This is a genomic window from Rossellomorea sp. H136 (assembly GCF_056838065.1).
This window is the reverse complement of the sequence record NZ_CM166371.1, coordinates 3,552,914-3,578,868: the sequence shown is the minus strand read 5'-3', so window position 1 is coordinate 3,578,868 and position 25,955 is coordinate 3,552,914. Positions and strand designations below refer to the sequence as shown.

General features: G+C 42.2%; 19 protein-coding genes. 18 read left to right on the top strand and 1 reads right to left on the bottom strand.

The features are described from left to right. Window positions 1–120 precede the first annotated feature (120 nt). The 8 genes from dnaE to ACYH0O_RS18275 all read left to right on the top strand — a co-directional run bounded on the left by dnaE (window position 121) and on the right by ACYH0O_RS18275 (window position 11,385). Window positions 121–3,471: a DNA polymerase III subunit alpha gene (gene dnaE / locus ACYH0O_RS18310; RefSeq protein ID WP_482629797.1), complete on the top strand. Its 3,351-nt coding sequence runs from the start codon at window positions 121–123 to the stop codon at window positions 3,469–3,471. A 164-nt stretch (window positions 3,472–3,635) separates the two neighbouring features. Beyond that, window positions 3,636–4,874, top strand: coding sequence for an NADP-dependent malic enzyme (gene ystJ, locus ACYH0O_RS18305; RefSeq protein ID WP_482629796.1), 1,239 nt, complete (start codon window positions 3,636–3,638; stop codon window positions 4,872–4,874). Beyond that, on the top strand, window positions 4,871–5,530 hold the full coding sequence (locus ACYH0O_RS18300) for a FadR/GntR family transcriptional regulator (RefSeq protein WP_482629795.1): 660 nt from the start codon (window positions 4,871–4,873) through the stop codon (window positions 5,528–5,530). The genes ystJ and ACYH0O_RS18300 overlap by 4 nt, the downstream gene beginning before the upstream one ends. A 163-nt stretch (window positions 5,531–5,693) precedes the next feature. After that, complete coding sequence (gene accD / locus ACYH0O_RS18295) at window positions 5,694–6,563, top strand: acetyl-CoA carboxylase, carboxyltransferase subunit beta (protein WP_149156205.1); 870 nt, start codon at window positions 5,694–5,696, stop codon at window positions 6,561–6,563. Then, entirely contained in the window at window positions 6,557–7,537 is a 981-nt protein-coding gene (gene accA, locus ACYH0O_RS18290; RefSeq protein ID WP_482629794.1) for an acetyl-CoA carboxylase carboxyl transferase subunit alpha, read from the top strand. Before accD ends, accA begins: the two co-directional genes overlap by 7 nt. A gap of 342 nt (window positions 7,538–7,879) precedes the next feature. Continuing rightward, entirely contained in the window at window positions 7,880–8,839 is a 960-nt protein-coding gene (gene pfkA, locus ACYH0O_RS18285; protein WP_482629793.1) for a 6-phosphofructokinase, read from the top strand. 30 nt (window positions 8,840–8,869) lie between these two features. Continuing rightward, window positions 8,870–10,630, top strand: coding sequence for a pyruvate kinase (gene pyk, locus ACYH0O_RS18280; protein ID WP_482629792.1), 1,761 nt, complete (start codon window positions 8,870–8,872; stop codon window positions 10,628–10,630). Window positions 10,631–10,998: 368 nt separating this feature from the next. Continuing rightward, a complete protein-coding gene (locus tag ACYH0O_RS18275; RefSeq protein WP_149156209.1) occupies window positions 10,999–11,385 on the top strand; it encodes an FxsA family protein in 387 nt (128 codons plus the stop codon). A 36-nt stretch (window positions 11,386–11,421) separates the two neighbouring features. Here ACYH0O_RS18275 and ytvI read toward each other — a convergent pair whose 3' ends face one another. After that, the gene (ytvI, locus tag ACYH0O_RS18270) at window positions 11,422–12,528 is read right to left on the bottom strand and encodes a sporulation integral membrane protein YtvI (RefSeq protein ID WP_482629791.1); all 1,107 of its coding nucleotides are present in this window, start codon (window positions 12,526–12,528) and stop codon (window positions 11,422–11,424) included. 147 nt (window positions 12,529–12,675) lie between these two features. Here ytvI and ACYH0O_RS18265 point away from each other — a divergent pair, with 147 nt between their 5' ends. From ACYH0O_RS18265 to polA, 10 genes are all read left to right on the top strand, one after another. Continuing rightward, window positions 12,676–13,134: a DUF441 domain-containing protein gene (locus ACYH0O_RS18265; protein WP_482629790.1), complete on the top strand. Its 459-nt coding sequence runs from the start codon at window positions 12,676–12,678 to the stop codon at window positions 13,132–13,134. A gap of 429 nt (window positions 13,135–13,563) precedes the next feature. Next, window positions 13,564–14,682: a citrate synthase gene (gene citZ, locus ACYH0O_RS18260; RefSeq protein ID WP_482629789.1), complete on the top strand. Its 1,119-nt coding sequence runs from the start codon at window positions 13,564–13,566 to the stop codon at window positions 14,680–14,682. A gap of 121 nt (window positions 14,683–14,803) precedes the next feature. Then, window positions 14,804–16,075, top strand: a complete 1,272-nt coding sequence (icd, locus tag ACYH0O_RS18255; RefSeq protein WP_482629788.1) for an NADP-dependent isocitrate dehydrogenase — start codon at window positions 14,804–14,806, stop codon at window positions 16,073–16,075. A gap of 81 nt (window positions 16,076–16,156) precedes the next feature. Then, complete coding sequence (mdh, locus tag ACYH0O_RS18250; protein ID WP_482632609.1) at window positions 16,157–17,095, top strand: malate dehydrogenase; 939 nt, start codon at window positions 16,157–16,159, stop codon at window positions 17,093–17,095. Window positions 17,096–17,580: 485 nt separating this feature from the next. Further along, window positions 17,581–18,057, top strand: a complete 477-nt coding sequence (locus ACYH0O_RS18245) for a MaoC family dehydratase (protein WP_149156216.1) — start codon at window positions 17,581–17,583, stop codon at window positions 18,055–18,057. 252 nt (window positions 18,058–18,309) lie between these two features. Next, window positions 18,310–19,029: a response regulator transcription factor gene (locus ACYH0O_RS18240; RefSeq protein WP_482629787.1), complete on the top strand. Its 720-nt coding sequence runs from the start codon at window positions 18,310–18,312 to the stop codon at window positions 19,027–19,029. Continuing rightward, the gene (gene pnpS / locus ACYH0O_RS18235; protein WP_482629786.1) at window positions 19,026–20,825 is read left to right on the top strand and encodes a two-component system histidine kinase PnpS; all 1,800 of its coding nucleotides are present in this window, start codon (window positions 19,026–19,028) and stop codon (window positions 20,823–20,825) included. The genes ACYH0O_RS18240 and pnpS overlap by 4 nt, the downstream gene beginning before the upstream one ends. Before the next feature lie 366 nt (window positions 20,826–21,191). Further along, window positions 21,192–22,154 (top strand): FtsH protease activity modulator HflK, encoded by a 963-nt coding sequence (hflK, locus tag ACYH0O_RS18230; protein WP_149156220.1) that lies wholly within the window; start codon window positions 21,192–21,194, stop codon window positions 22,152–22,154. Further along, window positions 22,147–23,082, top strand: a complete 936-nt coding sequence (hflC, locus tag ACYH0O_RS18225; protein WP_482629785.1) for a protease modulator HflC — start codon at window positions 22,147–22,149, stop codon at window positions 23,080–23,082. Before hflK ends, hflC begins: the two co-directional genes overlap by 8 nt. Window positions 23,083–23,302: 220 nt before the next feature. Further along, window positions 23,303–25,933, top strand: coding sequence for a DNA polymerase I (polA, locus tag ACYH0O_RS18220; RefSeq protein WP_482629784.1), 2,631 nt, complete (start codon window positions 23,303–23,305; stop codon window positions 25,931–25,933). Window positions 25,934–25,955: the final 22 nt, after the last annotated feature.

Below are 25,955 nucleotides of genomic sequence, written 5' to 3'. Positions count from 1 at the left end.
TTACGTGTCTTTACGATAACTATATGGGATTAGTAGACAAGATATGAGGGAGAACATATTTTCTTTTTTGCGGTTTCTTTCCTATAATAAAAGTATATTGAGAAAAAGGTTGTGCATAACATGTCATTTGTTCATTTACAAGTAGCGAGTGCCTATAGTCTCTTGTCTAGCACGATATCGATAAATGGACTTGTACATAAAGCGAAGAATTCAAAGTATAAAGCATTGGCTTTAACCGATAAAAATATGATGTATGCCGCCATCCCTTTTTATAAGGCGTGTTTAAAAGAAAACATAAAACCGATTATCGGGTTGACTGCAGATATTGCGTCAGAGGAAGGTTCCTATCCCCTTCTTCTCCTCGTGAAAAACCAGACGGGGTATCAGAATCTATTAAAGATTTCGAGTGCGATCGGGGCAAAGTCTAAGACTGGGCTCCCGTTGAAGTGGCTCTCTTCCTATAGTGAAGGGTTGATTGCGATCTCTCCGGGGATCAAAGGTGAGATAGAGAATCTGTTATTGAATGGTGAAAGTGATAAAGCAAAGGAGTGCATCAACACCTATCAGCAGATCTTCGGCAGGAATTCCTTTTACTTAAGCCTCCAAAAGCATGGGATTCCGTCTGAAGATACTCTTATTCCTTTGCTACAGCAGGTGGCCGTAGAGACGGGGACGGATATGGTGGCTACCAATGATGTACAGTATTTAAACCAGGAAGATCATTTCGCCCATGAATGCATGGCTGCGATCAGGGACGGAGTGAAGCTCTCAGAAGATGACCGGGACGTATTGGGTTCACAGGAGTACTACTTCAAGTCCAAAGAGCAGATGGTGGATTTGTTTTCTGATCATGTAACGGAGCTTGAAAACACGTTGAAGATTGCCGATCAGTGCCACCTGACCATCCCTTTCCACCAGCAGCTCCTCCCGAAATATCCTCTGCTTGAGGGAGTATCTGCCCTTCAGGAATTAACCCGTCTTTGTGAGAAAGGCCTGAGTGAAAGGGTAGAGTCGGTTTCCGATGAGTACATAGAACGATTGGATTATGAGCTCGACGTCATAGGAAGGATGGGATTCAGCGATTATTTCCTGATTGTCTGGGATTTTATGAAGTATGCGAAAGAAAGAAAGATCCTGACTGGACCGGGAAGGGGATCGGCAGCGGGTTCCTTGGTATCTTACGCATTGAGGATTACAGATGTGGATCCGATCGAGCATCATTTGTTGTTTGAACGATTTTTAAATCCTGAGCGGGTGTCTATGCCGGATATTGATATCGATTTTCCCGATCATCGCCGCGATGAAGTGATCGAGTATGTGGAAGGGAAGTACGGGAGCCTTCACGTTGCCCAGATCATTACGTTCGGGACCTTTGCAGCGAAGGCAGCCCTGCGTGATACAGGTCGTGTATTTGGCTTGAATATGAAGGAGCAGGAGCAAGTATCCAAGCTTGTTCCGAATCAGTTGGGGATCACGCTACAGGAAGCCTATGAAAAGTCTAAGGGATTCCGTGAATTTGTGACGGGCTCTGATCATTATAAGAAATTATTTCAGACGGCTCTTAAACTGGAAGGACTCCCTAGACACACGTCGACCCATGCGGCGGGAGTCGTAATGAGTGAAGCTCCATTGGTTCAATGGGTACCCATTCAGGGCAGTGCATCCGGTATCCACTTGACTCAATTCCCTATGGATGTACTGGAAGAAATCGGTTTGTTGAAAATGGATTTCCTCGGCCTCCGGAATCTAAGTATATTAGAAAGAATTGTGAAGAACGTTCAAATGGGAAACAATAAATCATTCTCCATTGAGTCTATACCCATGAATGATCCTAAAACCTTTGAATTATTAAGTAAAGGGCTGACCAATGGGATTTTCCAGCTAGAATCAGAAGGTATGCGGAATGTTTTAAAAAGGCTGAAGCCTAATTCATTTGAAGATATTGTGGCCGTTAACGCGTTGTACCGTCCGGGGCCAATGGAAAACATCCCGACGTATATTAAACGGAAGCACGGCGTGGAAAAGGTGGAATATCCATTGCCTGACTTAAAGCCAATTCTTGAAATGACTTACGGCGTCATTGTATACCAGGAACAAATCATGCAAATTGCTTCGAAAATGGCTGGTTTCTCACTCGGGGAAGCAGATTTGCTCAGAAGAGCGGTTTCGAAGAAGAAAAAGAATGTCCTCGATCAGGAACGGGAGCATTTTGTTTCCGGTTCAACACAGAAAGGATATACCGAAGAAGTAGCGCACACCATTTATGACTTGATTGTCAGATTCGCAGATTATGGATTCAACCGCTCTCATGCTGTTGCCTATAGTATGATCGCCTATCAACTGGCCTATCTAAAAGCACATTATCCTGCTTTTTTCTTATCATCCCTTCTAACTTCGGTAGTGGGAAATGAGACGAAAGTGGCTCAGTATATCCGGGAAGCAAAGCTTTATGATATTGAGATCCTGCCCCCATCCATTAATACGAGTCAATTTGTCTTTACGGTGGAAGGAAAGAATAAGATCCGGTACAGCTTAGGGGCAATCAAAGGAATAGGGGCAGCTGCTTTAAAGGAAATCATCCGTGCCAGAAAAGAAAAACCATTTCAGGACCTGTTTGATTTTTGTATGAGGGTATCTTCCAAAACGATTAACCGAAAAATTCTCGAAAATTTAGTATTGTCCGGGGCGTTCGATGAATTCGAAATGGACCGTGCCACGTTGCTTGCGAGCCTTGATGTAGCGGCCCAGCATGCAGAGCTTGTTAACCCTGAAGGTGATCCCGATTTATTTCATGAGGAAGAGGCGTTCCTGTTAAAGCCTAAACATGTCGAGGTAGAGGATATGACGATCGATACGAAGCTTCAATTCGAGAAACAGGTGCTGGGTCTCTACTTGTCTGACCATCCCGTTTCATCCTACCGTCACCTGTATGATGATCTTGGCTTAAAGCAAATAGCCGATCTTCAAAAGGGATCGAAAATCACATTTGGCGGTTATATTACCGGAATGAAATCCATACGGACGAAAAAAGGGGAAGTGATGGCCTTCCTTGAAATCGGTGATGAAAGTGGAGAGATCGAAGCGGTGGTGTTTCCGAATGTCTATCGAAATAATATGACTCAATTAAAAGAAGGGAATATCCTCGTGTTTGGTGGAAATGTTGAAGAACGTAACGATAAGCTTCAGTTCATTGTGAATCAGGTGGAAGAGATGGAAGAAGTGCAGGCGAGAGTGAAAGCAAGGGATCAAAAGCTCTATTTGAAAATTCCCATCGATCAGGATGAAGAGGCGTGTACGCAGCGTATTCATCAAACGATTAACCGATTCAAAGGGAAGAATCCTGTCATCATTTATTATGAACGTGAAAAAAAGAGTGTCCAGCTTCCGGACCATTTACGTGTGTCCCCGTCTCAAGAGGCTCTTAGGGAAATGCAGCGGATTCTGGGAGAGGCAAATGTCATATTACAATAACATACTTTACTAAAACCAATATTTATATTATTGTTTAATAGAAAAAGGTGGTCAGACCACCTCTGAACTTTATTTTTTTTCACTATATATCATGTACATTTAGAAGATTTATGCGAATCATGAATCGACATATAGCATGTAAAGAATCAGAAGGAGTGAGTTGATTGTCATTGCGTGAAGAAGCTCTGCATATGCATCGTGTAAACAAAGGGAAATTAGAAACAACATCCAAGGTGGAGGTCCGGAATGCGGAAGACCTGAGCCTGGCTTATTCCCCAGGGGTAGCAGAACCGTGTAAAGTCATTTATGACAAGCCAGAAACGGTTTACGATTACACAATGAAAGGGAATATGGTAGCCGTTGTTTCAGATGGCACGGCAGTTTTAGGTCTTGGAAATATCGGACCGGAAGCTTCCTTGCCTGTTATGGAAGGTAAAGCCGTTCTATTCAAGAGCTTTGCGGGTGTTGATGCGTTTCCGATCTGTTTGAACACAACGGATGTGGACAAGATTGTAGAAACGGTTAAACTTCTTGAGCCTACCTTTGGAGGAGTGAATTTAGAAGACATAGCAGCTCCGAATTGCTTTGTAATTGAAGAGCGCTTGAAGAAAGAAACCAATATCCCTGTGTTTCACGATGATCAACATGGTACTGCCATTGTAACCGTGGCAGGTCTAGTGAATGCGCTCAAGATTGTTGGGAAGAAGATGTCAGAAATCAAAATAGTGGCAAATGGAGCCGGTGCTGCGGGCATGGCGATCATTAAGCTCCTTTATCGTTATGGTGTGAGAGACATCATTATGTGTGATTCCAAGGGAGCGATTTACGAAGGTCGTCCTGAAGGAATGAATGGAATCAAGGACGAAGTAGCCAAGTTTACGAATCGTGATCAGATCAAAGGTGGACTGACAGAAGTACTAAAAGACGCAGACGTATTTATCGGTGTTTCTGTAGCAGGAGCGTTAACAGAAGAAATGGTTGCTTCTATGAAGCAGGACCCGATTATTTTCGCCATGGCCAATCCTGTTCCTGAAATTATGCCTCAATTGGCAAAAGCGGCTGGAGCAAAAGTGGTCGGAACCGGTCGATCCGATTTTCCTAATCAGGTAAATAATGTCCTTGCATTCCCGGGCATTTTCCGAGGGGCACTGGATGTTCGCGCGACTCATATCAATGAGAAGATGAAACAAGCTGCTGTTGAAGCGATTGCGGCTTTAATTGGAGAAGACGAGTTGAATGAGGATTACGTCATCCCTGCACCATTTGATAAGCGTGTAGCACCTGCTGTAGCAGCTGCAGTTGCAAAGGCCGCCATGGAGACGGGAGTAGCCCGTTTAAAGGTGGATCCGGAAGATATTCGCAAAAAGACAGAAGATTTAGCGGTAATCGGGAAGAGTGAATGATGACAGAAGTGAACTCTCTCCATTCCCACGCTAAAGTATATATTGGAATTGTTCACCAATTACGAGAAATGATATCTAAAGACGGCCTCAAGCCCGGCGATAAAATCCCATCTGAAAGAGAGCTGTCCGAACGATTGAACGTTGGGCGCTCTTCTGTAAGGGAAGCATTACGGGCATTGGAATTGTTGGGCCTGATTGAAACCAAAAGAGGCGAAGGTACCTTTTTAAGGGATTTTCGCGATCATCACCTCATCGATTTATTAGGAATGTTCATCCTCCAGGACCACAAAGCCCAGGAAGATATTCTTTATACGAAAATGATGATTGAAAAGGAAGCGCTGAAAGATCTATTTTCAGAAAAAAAGAAGATGGATGCTCTTTTGGAGAAAGTGTCAGAAGCGGATAACCTGGATGATGTGTTCAGGGACATCGTTATGATGAACGCCAATCATTTGGCTCAACGGATTTGGAATATCTTAAATGATTTTGAAACGTTGATTTGTGGAGAAATCAAGATAACCGATCAAATGAGAGAAGAGATTACCCGAATGCTTCAAGGGATAGAAAACCAAGATAAAGAAACCGTGCAAGAGACATATAAAAGGGTTAGGGAAATTGTCGATAAGGATGCGACAATATCCAACATCTTTTTTTAAACCTTTCCATTAAACTGATAGTCAAGCAGTTATATATCGTGCATTTACTACTAGAAACGAAAGCGGAAGCTGTCCCTGGGAAATTGATTTTAAGTATTTATCACCTTCATTTTTTCCTTCAGAAGACGTATAAGCTACTGTAATTAGTTAAGGAGGTTTCACCTTGCTTAAGGAACTTTTTAATAAATCCAAAAAGAAAAAATATGCAACGATTCCTTCTGAAGCGGCTAAACATGACGTTCCAGAAGGAATCATGACCAAATGTCCTGATTGCAAAAAGATCATGTACACGAAAGAACTTCAAAAAAACTTAAAGGTGTGCATTCATTGCGGATTCCATCATGGGATGAGCTCACCAGAGAGAGTCGATAGTTTTATAGATGAAGGTACCTTTAAGGAGCTTGATCATGATCTTGTTTCCGGGAATCCACTGGGCTTTCCTGATTATGAAGGGAAAGTAGAAAAGGATCGTAAGAAGACAGGTATGAATGAAGCAGTATTAACTGGTTCAGGTAAGGTAAACGGAATCGAAGTGGTCACGGCCATCATGGATTCACGCTTCAGAATGGGAAGTATGGGCTCTGTAGTCGGTGAGAAAATTACGAGAGCCATCGAAGAAGCCGACAATCGAAAAGTCCCGTTCATTATCTTTACGGCATCAGGAGGCGCGAGAATGCAGGAAGGTGTCCTATCCTTGATGCAAATGGCCAAGACCAGTGTAGCCCTTAATCGATTGAGCGAAAATGGAGGACTCTTCATCTCTATCATGACGCACCCAACGACAGGCGGGGTATCCGCAAGTTTCGCGTCTGTAGGGGATTATAATTTTGCTGAGCCTGGTGCACTTATTGGCTTCGCAGGCAGAAGGATCATTGAGCAGACGATCAGGGAAGACTTACCGGAAGACTTCCAAACATCCGAATTTTTATTGAAACATGGTCAACTTGACGGAGTCATCTCGAGGCTCGAGTTAAAAGAGAAAATCGGGACAGTACTTGATATACATCAGTGGGACGGTGATCTGCCATGGTAAATGAGATGGAATTTGAAAAGCCTGTACTTGAGCTCAAGAGAAAAATAGCCGAGCTGAAGGAGTTCACTCAAAATTCAGACGTCGATTTATCAAATGAAATCGAGAAATTGGAGAGCAGGCTCACGAAGCTTGAAAATGATATCTATGAAAACATGAAGCCTTGGGAAAGGGTTCAGGTAGCACGACATCCCAATCGCCCGACGACGCTTGATTATATCGGCTATCTCTTTACGGATTTCATCGAAATGCATGGAGACCGTCTTTATGGGGATGACGAAGCCATTGTTTCAGGCGTAGGGAAATTTCATGATGTCCCCGTAACCATCATCGGACACCAAAGAGGGAAAGATACGAAAGAAAATATTCGCCGGAACTTTGGAATGCCTCATCCGGAAGGTTACCGAAAAGCCTTACGCTTGATGAAACAAGCGGACAAGTTCAATCGTCCGATCATCTGCTTTATTGATACAAAGGGTGCTTATCCCGGTAAAGCGGCAGAGGAAAGAGGTCAGAGTGAAGCCATTGCAAGAAATCTGGTTGAAATGGCAGGCTTGACCGTTCCCGTTATATGCATGGTCATTGGTGAAGGTGGTAGTGGAGGTGCCCTGGCACTGGGAGTCGGAAACCATATTCATATGCTTGAAAACTCCACTTACTCCGTGATATCACCTGAAGGGGCTGCAGCCATTCTGTGGAAGGATTCCACACAAGCGAAACGGGCAGCTGAATCAATGAAGATTACAGCACCGGATTTGAAGGAGCTTGGAATCATTGATGAAATCGTCACGGAAGTCAAAGGCGGTGCTCATAAAGATGTCGAAGAGCAAGCACAATATATCAATGATGTATTAAAGGCATCCTTGAAAGAATTAATACCAATGCAGAAAGATGAATTGATACAGCATCGCTATGATAAATTTAAAGCGATGGGTGAATATTCTGTTTTAAATGATTTAATTGGGGTACAATCATAATGAACTATGGACTGACAAATAGGAAATACCATTTGTCAGTCTTTTTCATTAATTTTCCATGGAATTAAAGATTTGTGACGGTATTTTGAAGGTTTTAACAATTAAAACGCTTCCATTTAATAGATTATTTCGTCTTTAGCATTTCCTTCGAGTAACTTGTTGAGAACCTTGTATCTTCGTGTTATTTTAGAAATAATCCATAGTCTATTGGTCCATAATAATGTAATGAATGCAACAGGATAGATTGTTCCATTTTTCCTTTTCTTAGATATATGTGAAACCATTAACAAGTTGTATAATTCATTTACATATAAAGGCATATTTCTTAATGAGGTGATCGTAGTGAGAAAGATTGGTGTATTAACAAGTGGTGGAGATTCACCAGGTATGAATGCAGCCGTTCGTGCGGTTGTGCGTAAAGCTATTTTCCTTGATATTGAAGTGTACGGCATCTATCAAGGATATAACGGATTGATCAACGGGAACATCAAGAAGCTTGAACTAGGTTCTGTTGGAGATATCATTCACCGTGGCGGAACGATGCTGTACACAGCCCGCTGTGAAGAATTCAAAACCAAAGAAGGCCAGAAAAAAGGCATCGAGCAATTAGAGAAGCATGGAATTGAAGGTCTTGTTGTCATTGGTGGAGATGGATCGTACCAAGGAGCAAAAGCTTTAACTGAATGGGGATATCCATGTGTGGGTGTACCGGGAACGATCGATAACGATATTCCGGGAACTGAATATACAATCGGTTTCGATACAGCTTTGAACACGGTCATCGACGCGATTGATAAGATTCGCGATACGGCAACCTCACATGAAAGAACATTCATCATTGAAGTGATGGGACGTAATGCAGGAGATCTTGCCCTGTGGTCCGGTCTTGCAGGCGGTGCTGAAACCATCCTGATTCCTGAAGAGAAATTCGATCTTGATGATATCGTGAACCGCTTGAAAAAAGGTCAGGAGCGCGGGAAAAAACATAGTGTCATCATTGTGGCAGAAGGTGTCATGTCGGCAAATGAATTTGCTAATCGTTTCACTGAAGCTACGGGAATGGATACACGTGTTTCTGTCCTCGGCCATATTCAGCGTGGTGGAACACCAACTGCATCTGATCGCGTGTTAGCAAGCCGTTTAGGTGCACGTGCAGTAGAGCTGTTGGTTAAAGGAAAAGGTGGAAGAGCAGTAGGGATTGAGAAAAATCAACTAGTTGATTACGATATTATTGAAGCACTTGCCAAGCCACATCAAATCGACTTGGACATGTACAGACTTTCCAAAGAGCTTTCAATCTAAATTGTTGTAAGATTTCAGGAGGTAAAGAAAATGAGAAAAACGAAAATAGTATGTACGATCGGTCCTGCAAGTGAGAGTGTAGAGAAGTTATCACAACTGATCGAAGCCGGAATGAATGTTTCCCGCTTAAACTTTTCACATGGTGACCATGAAGAACATGGACAGAGAATTGTCAATATCCGTGAAGCAGCCGAAAAAGCCGGGAAAACAGTCGGGATCCTTCTCGATACAAAAGGTCCGGAAATCCGTACGAATAATATGGAAGATGGTGCAATCGAATTAACTCAAGGTTCAAACGTCATCGTTTCCATGAAGGAAGTACTCGGGACAACTGAGAAATTCTCCGTTACATACGAAGGATTAATCGATGATGTTCATGTTGGTTCGAAAATTCTTCTTGACGATGGTCTAATTGGATTGGAAGTAACGGAAATCGATAAAGCGAATGGCGAGATTCATACGTACGTTGCCAACAGCGGCACTTTAAAGAATAAAAAAGGTGTAAACGTACCAGGTGTATCAGTAAACCTTCCGGGGATTACGGATAAAGATGCACAGGATATCGTATTCGGTATTGGGCAGGGAGTCGACTTTATTGCAGCATCATTCGTTCGCCGTGCCTCTGATGTACTGGAAATTCGTCAATTATTGGAAGAGCATGACGCTTCTCACATTCAAATCATCCCTAAGATCGAGAATCAAGAGGGTGTAGACAATATCAATGAAATCCTTGAAGTGTCAGACGGATTGATGGTGGCTCGTGGAGATCTTGGTGTGGAAATCCCTGCTGAAGAAGTACCATTGGTTCAGAAGATGTTGATCAAGAAATGTAACTCACTGGGTAAGCCTGTCATCACGGCAACTCAAATGCTTGATTCCATGCAGCGCAACCCTAGACCGACAAGAGCAGAAGCAAGTGACGTAGCCAATGCGATCTTCGATGGTACAGATGCGATCATGCTATCTGGTGAAACAGCTGCAGGTACGTATCCTGTTGAAGCGGTCCAAACGATGCATAACATTGCTTCAAGAGCGGAAACAGCCCTTGATTTCAATGATATCCTGGCGGCACGCAGCAAAGACAGTGAGCATAATATGACGGATGCCATCGGTCAATCTGTAGCGCACACAGCTCTTAACCTTGATGTCAATGCGATTGTTGCCCCAACGGAAAGCGGGCACACAGCACGCATGATTTCTAAGTACCGTCCAAAAGCTCCAATCGTAGCAGTAACGGGAACAGATTCCGTATCACGTCGATTGGCACTTGTCTGGGGTGTTTACCCTACAGTTGGACGTAAGGTGACGACTACGGACGAAATGCTTGATATGGCAGTAGAAGAAAGCGTCAATTCAGGAATGACGAAGCATGGAGATCGCATTATCATCACAGCTGGTGTTCCGATTGGTGAATCTGGAACAACCAATCTGATGAAAATCCATGTGGTAGGCGACGTCGTTGCAAAAGGTCAAGGAATTGGCCGTAGATCTGCTTATGGTAAAGCCGTTGTAGCGATGTCTGCAGATGAAGCAGTGAAAAATACTACCCCGGGTTCTGTTCTTATTACCATCGGAACAGACAAAGAAATGATGCCGGCCCTGGAAAAATGCTCGGCTCTTATTGTTGAAGAAGGCGGTTTGACAAGTCATGCAGCGGTAGTTGGAATCAATCTAGGGATTCCTGTAGTCGTTGGTGTGGACAATGCCACTTCTCTATTCACAAATGGTCAGGAAATTACAGTAGACGCTACTCGCGGTGTCATCTATAACGGTCACGCTAGCGTATTATAAGTTGAAATGTGAAAAGCCAGAGTCTGGAATGGACTCTGGCTTTTGTGCGTAAATAAGAGTGTTCATTCGGTAGTTGTGACCGGTGTTCACAATTTGGCACGAGTTTTGGGGGAAGTGGCACGAGTTTAGCTGAAAGTGGCACAAGTTAGATAGAAGGTACCGCAACAATCGTTTAAAAGTGCCGCAACCAGCATTGTAAGTAAATCACCACAAAACGTGAACGCGTACTATAAAACCGCCTGCGATGATAATAGTCATAACTCGCCAAAAGCACATTCAAATTAAGCAAACCCCCACATAATACGCAAAATCTCAAATATGTTATAATTAAAGGAAGCAAGTATTAAAGTAAAATGGAGGAATCCATCATGAGATATATGTTGTTATTATTGATTATCGTACCCGCTTTTGAAATTGGGTTATTGGTTCTTTCCGGACAAGCCATTGGTCTCGTTCCAACGGTTCTATTGATTATCACTACAGGGATTTTAGGAGCTTATTTGGCGAAAAAACAAGGAATGGAGACACTCAGAAAAGCGCAGCAGGATATGCAGTACGGTCAGCTGCCTGGAGATGCCATCATTGATGGATTGTGCATTCTGGTCGGAGGAGTCGTTCTGTTGACGCCTGGTTTTATCACCGATGCAATCGGATTCCTGCTATTACTTCCACCTACACGTAAAATGTTCAAACCGTTCATTTATAAGCTATTCAAGCGGTGGATCAATAATGGGAATGTAATCATATACAGATAATACAAAAAGCACTGCTCACGGGGAGCAGTGCTTTTCCTATTTTACACCCATAATAAACTTCCACGTATCTTCAAAAACACCCGCTCTTTTGAGAGTGGATAGAATGACTAGTACAACCGGGCCAACGATCAATCCAAGAAACCCGATGAGCTTAAAGCCGACAAAGAGAGCAATCAGGGTGGCGAGTGGATCGAGTCCGATGCTTGAGGACAGTACTTTCGGCTCCATAATTTGACGCTGTACCACGACAACTAAATAGAGAACGGATAAACCGATACCTAATCCGACGTTCCCTGTAATAAACTCATAAATGATCCAAGGTACGAAAACCGCTCCTGTACCAAGATACGGTAAAATATCAACGAGACCCGTTACGAGTGCAATGGTGATCGCATAGTCCACTCTCAGTATGATCAATCCGATTAACACGATGATAGCCGTGATGGATATGAGGGTGAACTGTGCTCTAATAAATCCGAACAGGGCCCTTTTCAGATCGATGAATACTTTTCTCCCGCTGCTCATCGCCTTTCCAGGAATGATTTTCTCTGCTTTGGCAGATAATGTATACCAGTCCTTACTAATGAAAAACGTGGCTAAAGCGGCAAAAATCAGGACGGATGCCGCGTTGGGAATCCATGAAATCAACTGAGGCAATTTGGTGAAAAAGTTTTGCAGGAAATCCCCTGCAGAAGTGGCAATTTTTGTTCCGGCGGTCTGGACATTTTCTAATATGGTATCCTGCTGTCCGGCTTCAAGGTTCTTGAATAATCCTGATAGCTGGTTGTATAGTGGAATCACATGCCCTACGACGAAATCCTCAGCATATTTGACCAAGGTCTGCACATGCTTAGGTAGCTCTTCTGCTAAATAATTCGCACCGGAAACAATTTCAGCAATCAGTAGAGTGATAAGACCTGCAAAGATCGCAACGATCAATATGAGAGATAAAGCAACTGCCCATATCCTCGGCAGCCATCTTTCAAGCCAATTCACTAGAGGATTGATGAGTAACGCGATGGCAATGGCAATGATAAACGGATAAGCAAGCTTCCATATGTAATAGAGTGAAATCAAAGAGAACATGACAATGGCTAAAACGATCAGGAACCGGATCGTTCGATAAACATATTCTACATTCAAGGGCTTCCCTCCTATCCGATCTTCTACTTCTATTTTAAAGGAGACAGGAAATGAAAGGAAGTTTAATTTAAAGAGGTTGCTCATTTTTACAACAAATGATAAAAGTTGATATGGTAGGATAATGATTACGAAAGGAAGAGGTTACTTATGTCACAGGCATTCATGTTTTTGCTGCTCTTATTGGGAATTGGATTCGCTGCAAAAAACCAGTCCATTATTATAGCCGTAACATTTCTAATCATTCTTAAGCTGGCAGGTATCGATGAAAAAGTGTTTGCGGCCATTCAGTCCAAAGGAATTAACTGGGGTGTTACAATCATCACGATTGCTGTATTGGCACCAATCGCTACAGGTGAAATCGGATTTAAAGACCTGTATGACTCATTAAAGTCCCCTTATGCGTGGATTGCCCTCGCTTCTGGAATGGCGGTGGCCTTAATCGCGAAGAGCGGGTTAACGCTGTTGGAAGAGGACCCTCATATTACGACAGCTCTTGTTCTCGGCACCGTCTTAGCTGTGGCATTCTTTAAAGCAGTAGCTGTCGGACCGCTGATAGGAGCAGGTATTGCTTACCTCGCGATGAAATTATATGAGTTGTTCTTATAGAATACCACTGGAGTTCGTGCCGGTTGAAGAATTTATCCTCCACATCTCTGATGAGAGTTTGACTCTGATTATACATCTTCGACATATTTAGTGCTTTTATAACAGGAGGAGAAACCCCTGTAACCACTCCGTTTGTAAGCCTCAATGGCATGGTTTATTTTTCTAGAAAAATAATTTTTATAGAAATTGATGCGTTTTCATTCACAAAAGTCAGATAATTGTTTATAATAGGAAATGTAAGCGCATCCCAAGCTCTCGTGACATCATAGGAAGAGCCGGGAATCATTTTTTGTATAGGAATTGAGCAATCGCTCAACCTTTATTTATGTTCTTTTTAAACAAGCCTACTGATTTTTTGATAGTCATGTAGGGTTTTATGCTCATATGAAAATGGGTAAAGAGAAATACTTAACAAAAGGAGAGGTTATTATGACAGCAACTCGCGGGTTAGAAGGGGTTGTAGCAACAACATCATCCATTAGTTCGATCATTGATGATACTCTTACATATGTTGGCTACAACATTGATGATTTAGCAAATAATGCCAGTTTTGAAGAGGTTATCTACTTATTATGGCATCTGAAATTACCTACTTCATCAGAACTTCAGGAATTTACAGAGCTATTAGCAGATAACGCTGAATTGCCTAAAGAGGTCATCGAACACTTCAAAATGTACAACATCAAGGAAGTCCATCCTATGGCAGCTTTACGTTCTGCAGTGTCTTTACTTGGATTATATGATGATAAAGCAGATGTTATGGACGAAAAGGAAAACTATTTAAAAGCCGTTCGACTTCAAGCGAAAATTCCTACAATCGTAACGAGCTTTTCCCGAATTCGTAGTGGACTAGAGCCGATTGCTCCTCGCAAAGATTTAGGATTCGCTGCTAATTTCCTATATATGTTAACCGGGAAAGATCCCGAGCCGGTTGAAATTGAGGCATTCAATAAAGCGCTTGTTCTTCATGCGGATCACGAGTTAAATGCTTCTACATTCACTGCACGTGTATGTGTCGCTACTCTTTCTGATGTGTATTCAGGCGTCACTGCTGCGATAGGTGCTTTAAAAGGACCGTTGCACGGTGGAGCAAATGAGCAAGTAATGAAGATGCTTACTGAAATTGGTTCGGTTGATAAAGCAGAATCATATATCCTGGACAAACTAGAGAAGAAAGAAAAAATCATGGGCTTCGGTCACCGTGTATACCGTCAAGGAGACCCGCGTGCCAAGCACCTTAAAGAAATGTCTAAAAAATTAACTGAATTAACTGGACAAAGTAAATATTACGAAATGTCCGTTAAGGTGGAAGATGTATTTACATCTAACAAAGGCTTACCGCCTAATGTTGATTTCTATTCAGCATCCGTTTACCACAGCTTAGGCATCGATCATGATCTATTCACTCCGATCTTCGCTGTAAGCCGTGTATCCGGTTGGTTAGCTCATATTCTGGAGCAGTATTCAAACAACCGCTTAATCCGTCCTCGTGCTGATTATGTAGGGCCCGGCAAGCAAGAATATGTGCCTGTAGAACAAAGAGGTTAAACATCAATATTTACAAAAGGTGAAAATATTGGTGTAATGAATAAGGGAAGGGGACTGACTCTAAATGCATAAGGCACTTATGGGTCATCCCCTTTGATAATGAATAAATGGAGGTTACATAATGACACAAGGTGAAAAAATTACAAACCAGAACGGCCAGCTTAATGTGCCAAACAATCCAATTGTCCCATTCATTGAAGGTGACGGAACAGGCCCGGATATTTGGGCAGCAGCTCAACGCGTTTTAGATGCTTCTGTTGAAAAAGCATATAAAGGTGAACGCAAAATCTCTTGGAAAGAAGTATATGCAGGAGAGAAAGCATTCAACAAAACAGGTGAATGGCTTCCATCAGAAACTCTTGATGCGATCCGTGAATACTTCATCGCAATCAAGGGTCCACTTACAACTCCTGTTGGGGGCGGAATCCGTTCATTGAACGTTGCGCTACGCCAGGAATTAGACCTGTTCACTTGCCTGCGTCCTGTACGCTATTTCGAAGGTGTTCCATCACCGGTTAAGCGTCCTGAAGACACTGACATGGTCATTTTCCGTGAAAACACTGAAGACATCTATGCAGGTATCGAATATGCAAAAGGTTCTGATGATGTGAAAAAATTAATCAGCTTCCTTCAAGATGAAATGGGTGTTAACAAAATCCGTTTCCCTGAAACTTCTGGTATTGGTATCAAGCCTGTATCTGAAGAAGGTACAAGCCGTCTTGTTCGTGCAGCGATCAACTACGCTATCACAGAAGGCCGTAAATCAGTAACGTTGGTTCACAAAGGGAACATCATGAAGTTCACTGAAGGAGCTTTCAAAAACTGGGGTTACGAGCTTGCCGAAAAAGAATTCGGCGATAAAGTATTCACTTGGGCTCAATATGACAAGATCAAAGATGCTGACGGATTGGAAGCTGCTAACAAAGCACAATCCGAAGCTGAAGCAGCTGGTAAGATCATCGTGAAGGATTCAATCGCTGATATCTTCCTACAGCAAATCCTGACTCGTCCTGCTGAGTTTGATGTAGTGGCAACAATGAACCTAAACGGAGATTATATCTCTGATGCATTAGCCGCTCAAGTTGGTGGAATCGGTATTGCGCCTGGAGCAAACATCAACTACGAAACAGGACATGCAATCTTTGAGGCGACTCACGGAACAGCTCCTAAATATGCAGGTATGGATAAAGTGAATCCTTCATCTGTCATCCTTTCCGGTGTGCTTCTGCTTGAGCACCTTGGTTGGACAGAAGCTGCTAACTTAATCACAAAATCCATGGAGAAAACAATCGCTTCTAAAGTCGTAACATATGACTTCGCCCGTCTAATGGATGGAGCAACAGAAGTGAAATGTTCTGAGTTCGGTTCTGCTTTAATCGAAAACATGGGATAATTTTAATTTGAAATAGGGACGGGGTGCTTCGAATTGGAGCACTCCTTCCTTTACATAATGACACGAATAGGAGGAATTATGATGGCTATTAAACGTAGAAAAGTATCTGTTATCGGTGGAGGTTTTACAGGGGCGACTACAGCACTGATGCTTGCTCAGAAAGAGCTTGGAGATGTTGTACTGGTAGATATTCCTCAAAATGAAGACCCGACGAAAGGGAAAGCGCTGGATATGCTTGAAGCGAGCCCGGTACAAGGATTTGATTCAAACATTATCGGTACTTCCAATTATGAAGATACAAAGGATTCGGATATCGTTGTCATCACTGCAGGGATTGCCCGTAAACCAGGAATGAGCCGTGATGACCTGGTTCAAACCAATCAAAAGGTCATGAAATCAGTTACGCAGCAAATCGTTAAGTATTCGCCAAATTGCTACATCATCGTTCTGACAAACCCGGTGGATGCTATGACATATACAGTATTCAAAGAGTCCGGGTTCCCTAAAGAGCGCGTAATCGGACAATCCGGCGTTCTGGATACAGCCCGTTTCCGCACATTTGTCGCTCAAGAATTAAACCTTTCTGTGAAAGATATTACAGGATTCGTTCTTGGCGGCCATGGTGATGACATGGTTCCTCTTATTCGTTACTCGTACGCTGGAGGCATTCCTCTGGAAACATTAATTCCTAAAGACCGTTTAGACGCGATCGTCGAGCGTACCCGTAAAGGCGGAGGGGAGATTGTCGGCCTTCTGGGCAACGGAAGTGCTTATTATGCTCCTGCTGCTTCACTTGTTCAAATGGTAGAAGCCATCCTTAAAGATCAACGCCGTGTCATTCCTGCCATTGCATACTTGGAAGGTGAGTACGGTTTCGAAGGTATCTACCTGGGTGTTCCGACCATCCTTGGTGGTAATGGACTGGAAAGAATCATTGAACTCGAACTAACCGAAGAAGAGAAAACTGCACTCTCTAACTCCGCAGACGCTGTTAAAAACGTGATGTCTTCTTTGGCTTAATACACATTCAATCCAAAACTGGCTTCCTTATTGGAGGTCAGTTTTTTTGTAGGTGAATAGGGGTTACTGAAAATCGGATAGCTGAAATCTCAAGCGTTTTCTTTTTTCGTTATGGCGTATTTAAACAGAATATTAAGTTATTATTTTTAAAAAAAGAACATATTCAGAAAGTTGATTGGAGCGGAAGGTGCTCGACTCCTGCGGGAATAGCGGGAAAGTTGAGACCCCACAGGGCAAAAGCCCGAGGAGGCTCAACTCACGCCCCGCGGAAAGCGAGCACCTGGAGTGGAAATCAACCACTACATACTTATCGAGGAAGTCTAATCAACTAGACTTTGAGAAATGATGTTAAATTAAAATAAACCTAACGCGTAAAAACTCTTTGTATGGAAACCCTATAAATGATAAAATATTAATAGACAGATAATAAAAACAATTTTTATTATTAAAAATTGTAATCGTTTACATACTCGGAGGTGCTTCTTATGTTATTAGGGAAAAAGAGAAAACTGGGAAGAAGAATTGAAGAAATGACGATTGGTGAAAAGCTGACCCTTACAGAAAAAATAGAAGATAACGAACTGCTTCTTTATTTAGGGCTCACAAATGATGCCAATCCATTATACATCCAGCATGACTACGCTTCTCAAACGCCATTCAAAAAACCGATTGTTCCTTCAATCATGTTAACGGGGATCATCACATCTGCCGTTTCTAAATATCTACCGGGTCCGGGTTCCCATATAGTAGAGCAAAACATTGAATTCCCTAAACCGGTCTATCATTACGCAACAGTACAATTCCTGTTTGAAGTGACGGAAGTGGATCCTAACACTCATTTGGTAACCATCGATGTAACAGCTACCAATGAAGAAGATGAGAAGGTCATCAACGGTACCATCAAAGTATGTCCCCCTCACCGATTAGAGAAAATGAATAGCCATGCATTAGAAAACTTCTAAACACCTGAAGGAGCTATGATATCCATAGCTCTTTTTATTATGAAAAAAAAAGATAATGAAAGCGGGAGAAGTGCATCATATTAAAGAATAGAACAAGGTTTGGTCGGTTTAGTAACGTACGGCAAGAAAACTAAAAAGTATTAAATCTCTCTAAATGATGGTAACCCTCCAGATTTATATTATAATGAAAGTACAATTACATAATTACGTTGGATGTTGGGGTTAATTTTCTTTTGTATGGAGGCACAACAAATGAGCAAAAAAATCTTGGTAGTCGATGATGAACAGTCTATTGCAACACTCTTAAAGTACAATCTTGAGCAATCAGGTTATTCCGTTACAACGTCACATGATGGTGAAGAAGGAAGGGATAAAGCGATTGAGCAATCCCCGGACTTAATTATTCTTGACCTGATGCTTCCTTCCATGGATGGAATCGAAGTGTGTAAAGAACTGAGACAAAGGAAGATTAATATCCCCATTCTAATGTTAACGGCTAAGGATGACGAATTTGATAAAGTTCTTGGACTGGAGCTTGGGGCAGACGACTATATGACAAAGCCGTTCAGTCCACGTGAAGTGGTTGCGAGGGTCAAGGCTATTCTAAGACGCAGTCAAGCCATTCAGGAAGCGGCGGAACCATCTTCCATTGAACCGACAGATTACAAGGTAGTGGGTGAATTAAAGGTTTATCCAGAACAGTATGAGGCTTATTTCCAAGGTGATTTACTTGAATTGACACCTAAGGAATTCGAACTTCTTTTATATCTAACAGACAATAAGGGAAGAGTCTTAACGAGAGATCAGCTATTAAGTGCTGTATGGAATTATGATTTTGCCGGGGACACCAGAATAGTGGATGTTCATATCAGTCATTTACGGGAAAAAATAGAATCCAACACGAAAAAACCAACTTATATAAAAACCATCCGTGGGCTTGGGTATAAATTGGAGGAGCCTAAAAATCGATGACCAAGTTTAGAACAAAACTTCTTTTTGCTCTAATCACCCTGATCATCGCTGTATTGATAGGGCTTGGTTTGCTTCTAGGTCAGATTTTCAAGAATTTCTATCTGGATACATTTAATTCCCGGATTCAAAAAGAGGCAAGGTTACTGGCTAATTCCATAGAAGAAAACGGGACACCGAAAGAAATCGATCCGGAGATGATCAAAGAATTGAGTGACATATTGGATGTCCGGATTACGATTCTTGATAACTCAGGAAGTGTAGTCCATGATACGGAAACCTCGGAATCACTGGTTGGTCCTCAGCAAAAGAGGATAATAAATGAAATCCAGGAGAACTGGGATGTAAAGCAAAAGCATAGAAAACTGGTGACTTCAGGTGTGGAGTACAGATATTATTGGTACCCGCTAAAGGGCGGGAATAACCAGTTAAATGGACTGCTTATCATGAGTACCGAGGTAGAAGCCTTCGAGAAAGGAATACAGCAAATTTGGTTTGTGCTATCCATTTCCTTAGGTCTTGCCTTAATTCTCATTATCATTTTGGGATCGAGAATCACGGTGAGGTATACAAAACCCATTGAATCGGCAACGAATGTGGCAATGGAGCTCGCCAAGGGAAATTATCGGGCGAGGACATATGAAGACCGCCTGGATGAAACGACTATGTTAAGTACCTCCATTAACATTCTCGCCCGTAATCTGCAGGAAATGGTGAATTCCCAGGAAATGCAGCAGGATCGCTTAACGACGCTGATTGAAAACATGGGGAGTGCCCTACTCTTAATTGATCATCGAGGTTTTGTTGTATTGACGAACCGGACATTCAGGGACTTCTTTAATCTGAAAGAAAGCCAGCTGAAAAAAGTCAGATACCATGAGGTCATTCACTATCAGGAAGTGAATAAGCTTGTGGAAGAAATCTTCATGACAGAAGAACGTTTAAGAAAGCAGATCCTTCTTCCTCATAAAATAGAAAGAAAGCATTACGAAGTATATGGGGCTCCTATCATCGGTCATAACGATGAGTGGAAAGGGATTGTCGTGGTATTCCATGACATCACGGAGCTCAAAAAGCTCGAGCAAATGAGAAAAGACTTCGTAGCGAATGTCTCTCATGAGTTGAAGACACCGATCACATCCATTAAAGGTTTCTCGGAGACACTATTGGATGGGGCGATGAACGATCCCGATACGTTAAAGTCTTTCCTGGATATCATTCTGATGGAAAGCGACCGACTCCAATCCCTTATACAAGATTTATTGGAATTGTCCAAGATTGAAAAGCAGGGGTTCGAGCTTTCCCTGCAGGAAGTAGAGATTGCCGGTTTAATTGAAGACGTGATTCCGATTTTGAAAGAAAAAGCGAAATCAAAAGAAATTTCCCTCCAAACATTCTTTGAGTCAAGGGGCCATGCGGAAGTCGACTCCTACCGACTAAAGCAGGTTTTCATTAATCTGGTCAGTAATGCGATCGTGTACACTCCAAAGAGCGGGAATGTCTTGATTTCAGTGACGGAAGATAAAGAAATGGTTCATGTGAGCGTCAAGGATAACGGGATGGGAATCAGTAAAGAAGAACTTCCCCGCATTTTTGAACGATTTTATCGCGTGGACAAAGCAAGAAGCCGTAATTCTGGCGGAACGGGCTTAGGTTTAGCCATTGTGAAGCATATTATCGAAGCTCATGAAGGAAAAATTGAAGTAGACAGTGAAGTGAATGAAGGTACGACGTTTACTGTCTCCTTATACAAACAGTCTTCAAGCTATTCGTTGGGTGATGGGACGGGCAAATCTTAGTAAGTTTACAATTATTTTACATTGTATTTACAATAGGTTTAAATCCAGTTAATAAAAGGGTGTTACGATACTAAGTGAAACCCCTTCATCCAAGGTGTTAAGAAAAGGCGAGAACTAACCCCGTTCTCGTCTTTTCGCTTTTTTATTTTGAAAGCGTTTACTACAGAATGAATGCTGGTGAGGGATAAAACTTTACTTGCCAGCTGACGGGTGCATTAAGTTAGGGATTCAGTCTCCTCAAGCCCACTAAATGGAACTCCCTCTAATTGTCATCTTCTCTTAATATTCTTGAAACCTTTTTGTAGTAAGTCCGTATATCTTAGTAGGAGATTAATAAGATATAGAGATAGAAAAGGGAGGGCGCATATGAGTTTAAAACGAATTTACATGGTGACAGGGATGGTTGTGGCAGCCATTATTTTAATTGTTGTGTTATTGACTTCCTGGTATACCGTTGATGAATCAGAACAAGCGCTTGTATTGACTTTTGGAGAAGCGGGAGAGCCGGTCGTTGAGCCTGGGCTGCATTTCAAGATGCCTTGGCCGATGCAATCTGTAGAAATCCTGTCTAAAGAAACCTTCAGTCTGCAATTTGGATATGAAGAAAAAGACGGGAAGATAAAGGACTTTCCGAAAGAAACGAAAATGATCACGGGAGATGAGTACATCGTTCTCGCTGATCTTGTGGTTCAATGGAAAATCACGGATCCTGAAACCTACTTATTTAACTCTGACAACCCGAAAGAAATCCTTTATGATGCTACTTCTTCTTCTTTAAGAAGCATTATAGGGAGCTCTTTGATAGATGATGCGTTAACGTCAGGAAAAGCTGAAATCGAGGCGGAAGTAAGAGATTTATTAACCACCCTGATTGATGATTACGATATTGGTATTTCCATTCTTGCAGTGAAATTGCAGGATGTCGAGCTGCCGAATGCAGAGGTTCGATCAGCTTTTACAGCCGTAACGGATGCAAGGGAAACGATGAACACGAAAATCAATGAAGCAAAGAAATATCGGAACCAACGATCAAATGAAGCACAAGGTGAAAAGGATGCGATCATGTCTAGGGCAAAAGGGGATAAAATTGCACGTGTGGAGCAGGCCCGTGGAGATGTAGCCGTATTTGATAAGCTATATAACGAATACAAATCGAATCCTGAGATTACGAGAAAACGACTCGTGTTAGAAACCTTGGAAAATGTTCTTCCGAATGCGGAAATCTACATTATGAAGGACAGTGGAGAAACATTGAAATACTTCCCGATTCGACAGCTTGAAAATCAAAACGGCCCGGTGAAGCAGGAAGGGAGTGAAGAGAATGAGTGATCAAAACGTCTTTGACATCAATCAAAAGAAGAAAGAACCTGTCGAGTGGAAGCGTTATACAAAATTAGGAATCTTCCTTGTCATTCTCGCTGCAATCATTCTTCTGCTGTTTACCAGTCTCTTTATTGTCAAAGAAGGAGAGTATAAAGTCGTCCGTCAATTCGGGGAAGTAGTGAGAATAGACAAAGAACCCGGTTTGAAATATAAGATCCCGTTCATTCAGTCTGTTACTACCCTGCCTAAGCATCAAATGACGTATGATGTAACGGAAGCTGAAATCAATACAAAAGATAAAAAGCGGATGCTCATCGACAACTATGCTGTGTGGCGTATCGAAGACCCACTTAAAATGATCAAGAATGCAAGAACGGTCATTAACGCGGAGACAAAAATGGAAGAATTCATCTACTCAGTCGTCAGGTCAGAGCTTGGACAATTAGAATATGATGAAATCATCAATGATGAAAAGTCTTCCCGGGGAAGCTTGAACGATCGGGTAACGGACAAAGTGAACGAGCTTCTTGAACGGGATGGATACGGAATTGTCGTGCAGGATGTCCGCATGAAGCGTACGGATTTACCGGAAGCTAATGAAAACTCTGTCTACACGCGTATGATTTCAGAACGTGAATCAAAGGCCCAGGAATACCTCTCAATGGGGGATGCCGAGAAACAACGAATCACCGCTGAAACAGATCGTGAAGTGAAGGAGCTGCTGGCAAAAGCAGGGGCCGATGCTAATGTCATCAGGGCAGAAGGAGAATCTGAAGCGGCACAAATCTACAACAAATCGTTCTCCAAAGATCCTGATTTCTATGACCTATATAAAACGCTGGAAACATATAAGAAAATAGTGGATGATAAAACGGTTATTATCTTACCATCTGACTCCCCGTATGCAAGGCTGTTAATGGGGTATACAGAATAAAAGAAGAAACTGTTGAAGATTGAGTAATCTCATTCTTCAACAGTTTTTTCAATTCTATGTTCCGTTTATCGAAAATCCACGAAGCTCCATAGAGACGACTCTATTCAAAATGAAATCAAAATCTTCTTAGTGGACTTAATAAGGTCCCCATTTTTCCTTTCATTCCCCAACATGATAGAATAAACATATAGATTCAGAAGCCTTTACAGGAGGTACTTACATGTCCAAAAAATTAGTATTGATCGACGGCAATAGTATTGCTTACCGTGCATTCTTCGCACTGCCCTTATTAAATAACGACAAAGGTGTACATACAAACGCAGTATACGGTTTTACCACCATGCTGCAAAAAATACTCGAAGACGAAAAACCATCTCATATTTTAGTCGCCTTTGATGCAGGGAAAACGACTTTCAGACATAAGACATTCAAAGAATACAAAGGCGGCAGACAAAAGACTCCACCGGAATTGTCCGAGCAATTTCCATATATCCGCGAGCTTTTGGATGCATACGGAATTAAGCGCTATGAAAAAGAAAACTATGAAGCAGATGATATTATCGGAACGCTCTCTCTGCAGGCGGAATCTGACGGGTACGAGGTAAAAGTGTATTCCGGGGATAAGGATTTAACACAGTTAAGCTCGAAGACTACGACGGTTTGTATTACAAGAAAGGGCATAACGGATATCGAAGTATACACACCGGAGCATATAAAAGAAAAATGGGAAATCACACCTGATCGCATCATCGATATGAAAGGCCTGATGGGAGATAGCTCTGATAATATTCCAGGCGTGCCGGGTGTAGGTGAGAAAACGGCGATCAAGCTGCTAAAAGAATTTGATTCCCTTGAAAAGCTACTAGACTCCATTGACCAGGTAAGTGGGAAGAAATTAAAAGAAAAGCTCGAAGAAAATAAAGAACAAGCGATCATGAGTAAGGAACTCGCCACCATCCTAAGAGAAGCTCCAATCGAGATTGGTGTGGAAGAGCTGAATTATGATGGAATGGATGAAGGGAAACTAAAGGAAGTATACCGGGATCTCGGATTCAACTCATTGCTTGAGAAGATGGGTGAGTCTACGCAAGAGGAGCCCCAGGAGCTTGATGATATCTCCTTTGAGGTAGTTGAAACCATCAAAGAAGAACATCTTTCAAACGAAAGTTCTTTATACATTGAAATGCTGGAAGAGAACTATCATCTCGGAGAAGTAATCGGGATGAGTCTGCACAATGAGAAAGGCACGATTTTCTTTACGCTTGAAACGGCATTGAATTCTGAAGCATTTAAGAAATGGGCTGAAAACGAAAGCGCAGCAAAATATGTGTACAACTCGAAGGAAACCGTCGTGGCTCTAAAGAGACAGGGAGTTGACATAAAAGGGATCGAGTTCGATCTGCTGTTAGCATCCTACATTATCAATCCTTCTGAATCCAGTGAAGACTTCGCTACTATTTCAAAAGGGCACGGTCAGCCTTCTATCGAATCGGATGAATCGGTATATGGAAAAGGTGCCAAGCAGAAGGTCCCTTCCACTGAGATTCTATCAGAGCATCTTGCGCGAAAAGCATTCATTCTTCATGAATTGAAGAACACATGTATGGAAGAGTTAAAAGAAAATGATTTATATGAATTATTTGCAGAGTTAGAATTACCCCTTGCCCTTATTTTAGCCGAAATGGAATTCACCGGTGTGAAAGTGGATCAAGAGCGTTTGCTCACCATGAAAGAAGAGCTTTCACACCGCCTGGAAGAATTAGAAAAGAACATACATGAGCAAGCCGGAGAGAGCTTTAATATTAATTCTCCGAAGCAGCTCGGCGTGATTCTTTTTGAAAAGCTGGGTTTACCTGTCGTGAAAAAAACCAAAACTGGTTATTCCACTTCTGCTGACGTATTGGAAAAACTGCAGTCCAAGCATGAAATCATTGATCATATCCTGCATTACCGTCAGCTTGGTAAGTTACAATCCACCTATTTAGAGGGATTATTGAAGGTTGTCCATAAAGACTCGAGTAAAATTCATACACGATTCAACCAGGCCCTGACTCAAACGGGCCGATTAAGCTCGACGGACCCTAACCTGCAAAATATTCCGATCCGTCTTGAAGAAGGTAGGAAGATCCGTCAGGCGTTCATTCCTTCTGAAAAGGGCTGGGTAATGTTTGCTGCAGACTACTCTCAAATTGAGCTCCGTGTACTGGCTCATATCGCCAAGGATGAGAAATTAGTTGAAGCTTTCAGAAATGATATGGACATTCATACGAAAACAGCGATGGACGTCTTTGGGGTGGCGAAAGAAGAGGTCACATCCAATATGAGAAGGCATGCGAAAGCCGTTAACTTCGGAATCGTGTACGGAATCAGTGACTACGGTCTTTCTCAAAGCCTTGATATTACACGAAAAGAAGCAGGGGAATTCATTAAGAAGTACCTGGAAAGCTTCCCAGGTGTAAAAGAATATATGGATGATATCGTCCAGGATGCAAAACAGAAGGGCTATGTGACTACTCTCCTTAATCGCCGACGTTACCTGCCGGAAATCACGAGCCGTAATTTTAACTTAAGAAGTTTCGCTGAACGTACAGCGATGAACACGCCGATTCAAGGAAGTGCAGCCGACATCATCAAGAAGGCCATGATTGATATGGCAGCAAGATTAAAAGAAGAAAAACTTCAATCACGATTATTGCTGCAGGTTCATGATGAATTGATCTTTGAAGCGCCTGAAGAAGAAATCGAAGTGTTAAAGAAAATTGTTCCTGAAGTAATGGAGAATGCGATGGAGTTAGAAGTTCCATTAAAGGTCGATTACTCATACGGTCAAACATGGTACGACGCGAAGTAGAGTTTGATAAGGAGGTGGCAGA

Bases quoted from the DNA above. Each gene is read 5' to 3' on its own strand.
- ACYH0O_RS18240 (WP_482629787.1), top strand. From the start codon at position 18,310: ATGAGCAAAAAAATCTTGGTAGTCGATGATGAACAGTCTATTGCAACA.
- hflC (WP_482629785.1), top strand. From the start codon at position 22,147: ATGAGTGATCAAAACGTCTTTGACATCAATCAAAAGAAGAAAGAACCT.
- icd (WP_482629788.1), top strand. From the start codon at position 14,804: ATGACACAAGGTGAAAAAATTACAAACCAGAACGGCCAGCTTAATGTG.
- hflK (WP_149156220.1), top strand. From the start codon at position 21,192: ATGAGTTTAAAACGAATTTACATGGTGACAGGGATGGTTGTGGCAGCC.
- dnaE (WP_482629797.1), top strand. From the start codon at position 121: ATGTCATTTGTTCATTTACAAGTAGCGAGTGCCTATAGTCTCTTGTCT.
- ACYH0O_RS18300 (WP_482629795.1), top strand. From the start codon at position 4,871: ATGATGACAGAAGTGAACTCTCTCCATTCCCACGCTAAAGTATATATT.
- ACYH0O_RS18275 (WP_149156209.1), top strand. From the start codon at position 10,999: ATGAGATATATGTTGTTATTATTGATTATCGTACCCGCTTTTGAAATT.
- ACYH0O_RS18265 (WP_482629790.1), top strand. From the start codon at position 12,676: ATGTCACAGGCATTCATGTTTTTGCTGCTCTTATTGGGAATTGGATTC.
- pnpS (WP_482629786.1), top strand. From the start codon at position 19,026: ATGACCAAGTTTAGAACAAAACTTCTTTTTGCTCTAATCACCCTGATC.
- polA (WP_482629784.1), top strand. From the start codon at position 23,303: ATGTCCAAAAAATTAGTATTGATCGACGGCAATAGTATTGCTTACCGT.
- citZ (WP_482629789.1), top strand. From the start codon at position 13,564: ATGACAGCAACTCGCGGGTTAGAAGGGGTTGTAGCAACAACATCATCC.
- accA (WP_482629794.1), top strand. From the start codon at position 6,557: ATGGTAAATGAGATGGAATTTGAAAAGCCTGTACTTGAGCTCAAGAGA.
- mdh (WP_482632609.1), top strand. From the start codon at position 16,157: ATGGCTATTAAACGTAGAAAAGTATCTGTTATCGGTGGAGGTTTTACA.
- ACYH0O_RS18245 (WP_149156216.1), top strand. From the start codon at position 17,581: ATGTTATTAGGGAAAAAGAGAAAACTGGGAAGAAGAATTGAAGAAATG.
- pyk (WP_482629792.1), top strand. From the start codon at position 8,870: ATGAGAAAAACGAAAATAGTATGTACGATCGGTCCTGCAAGTGAGAGT.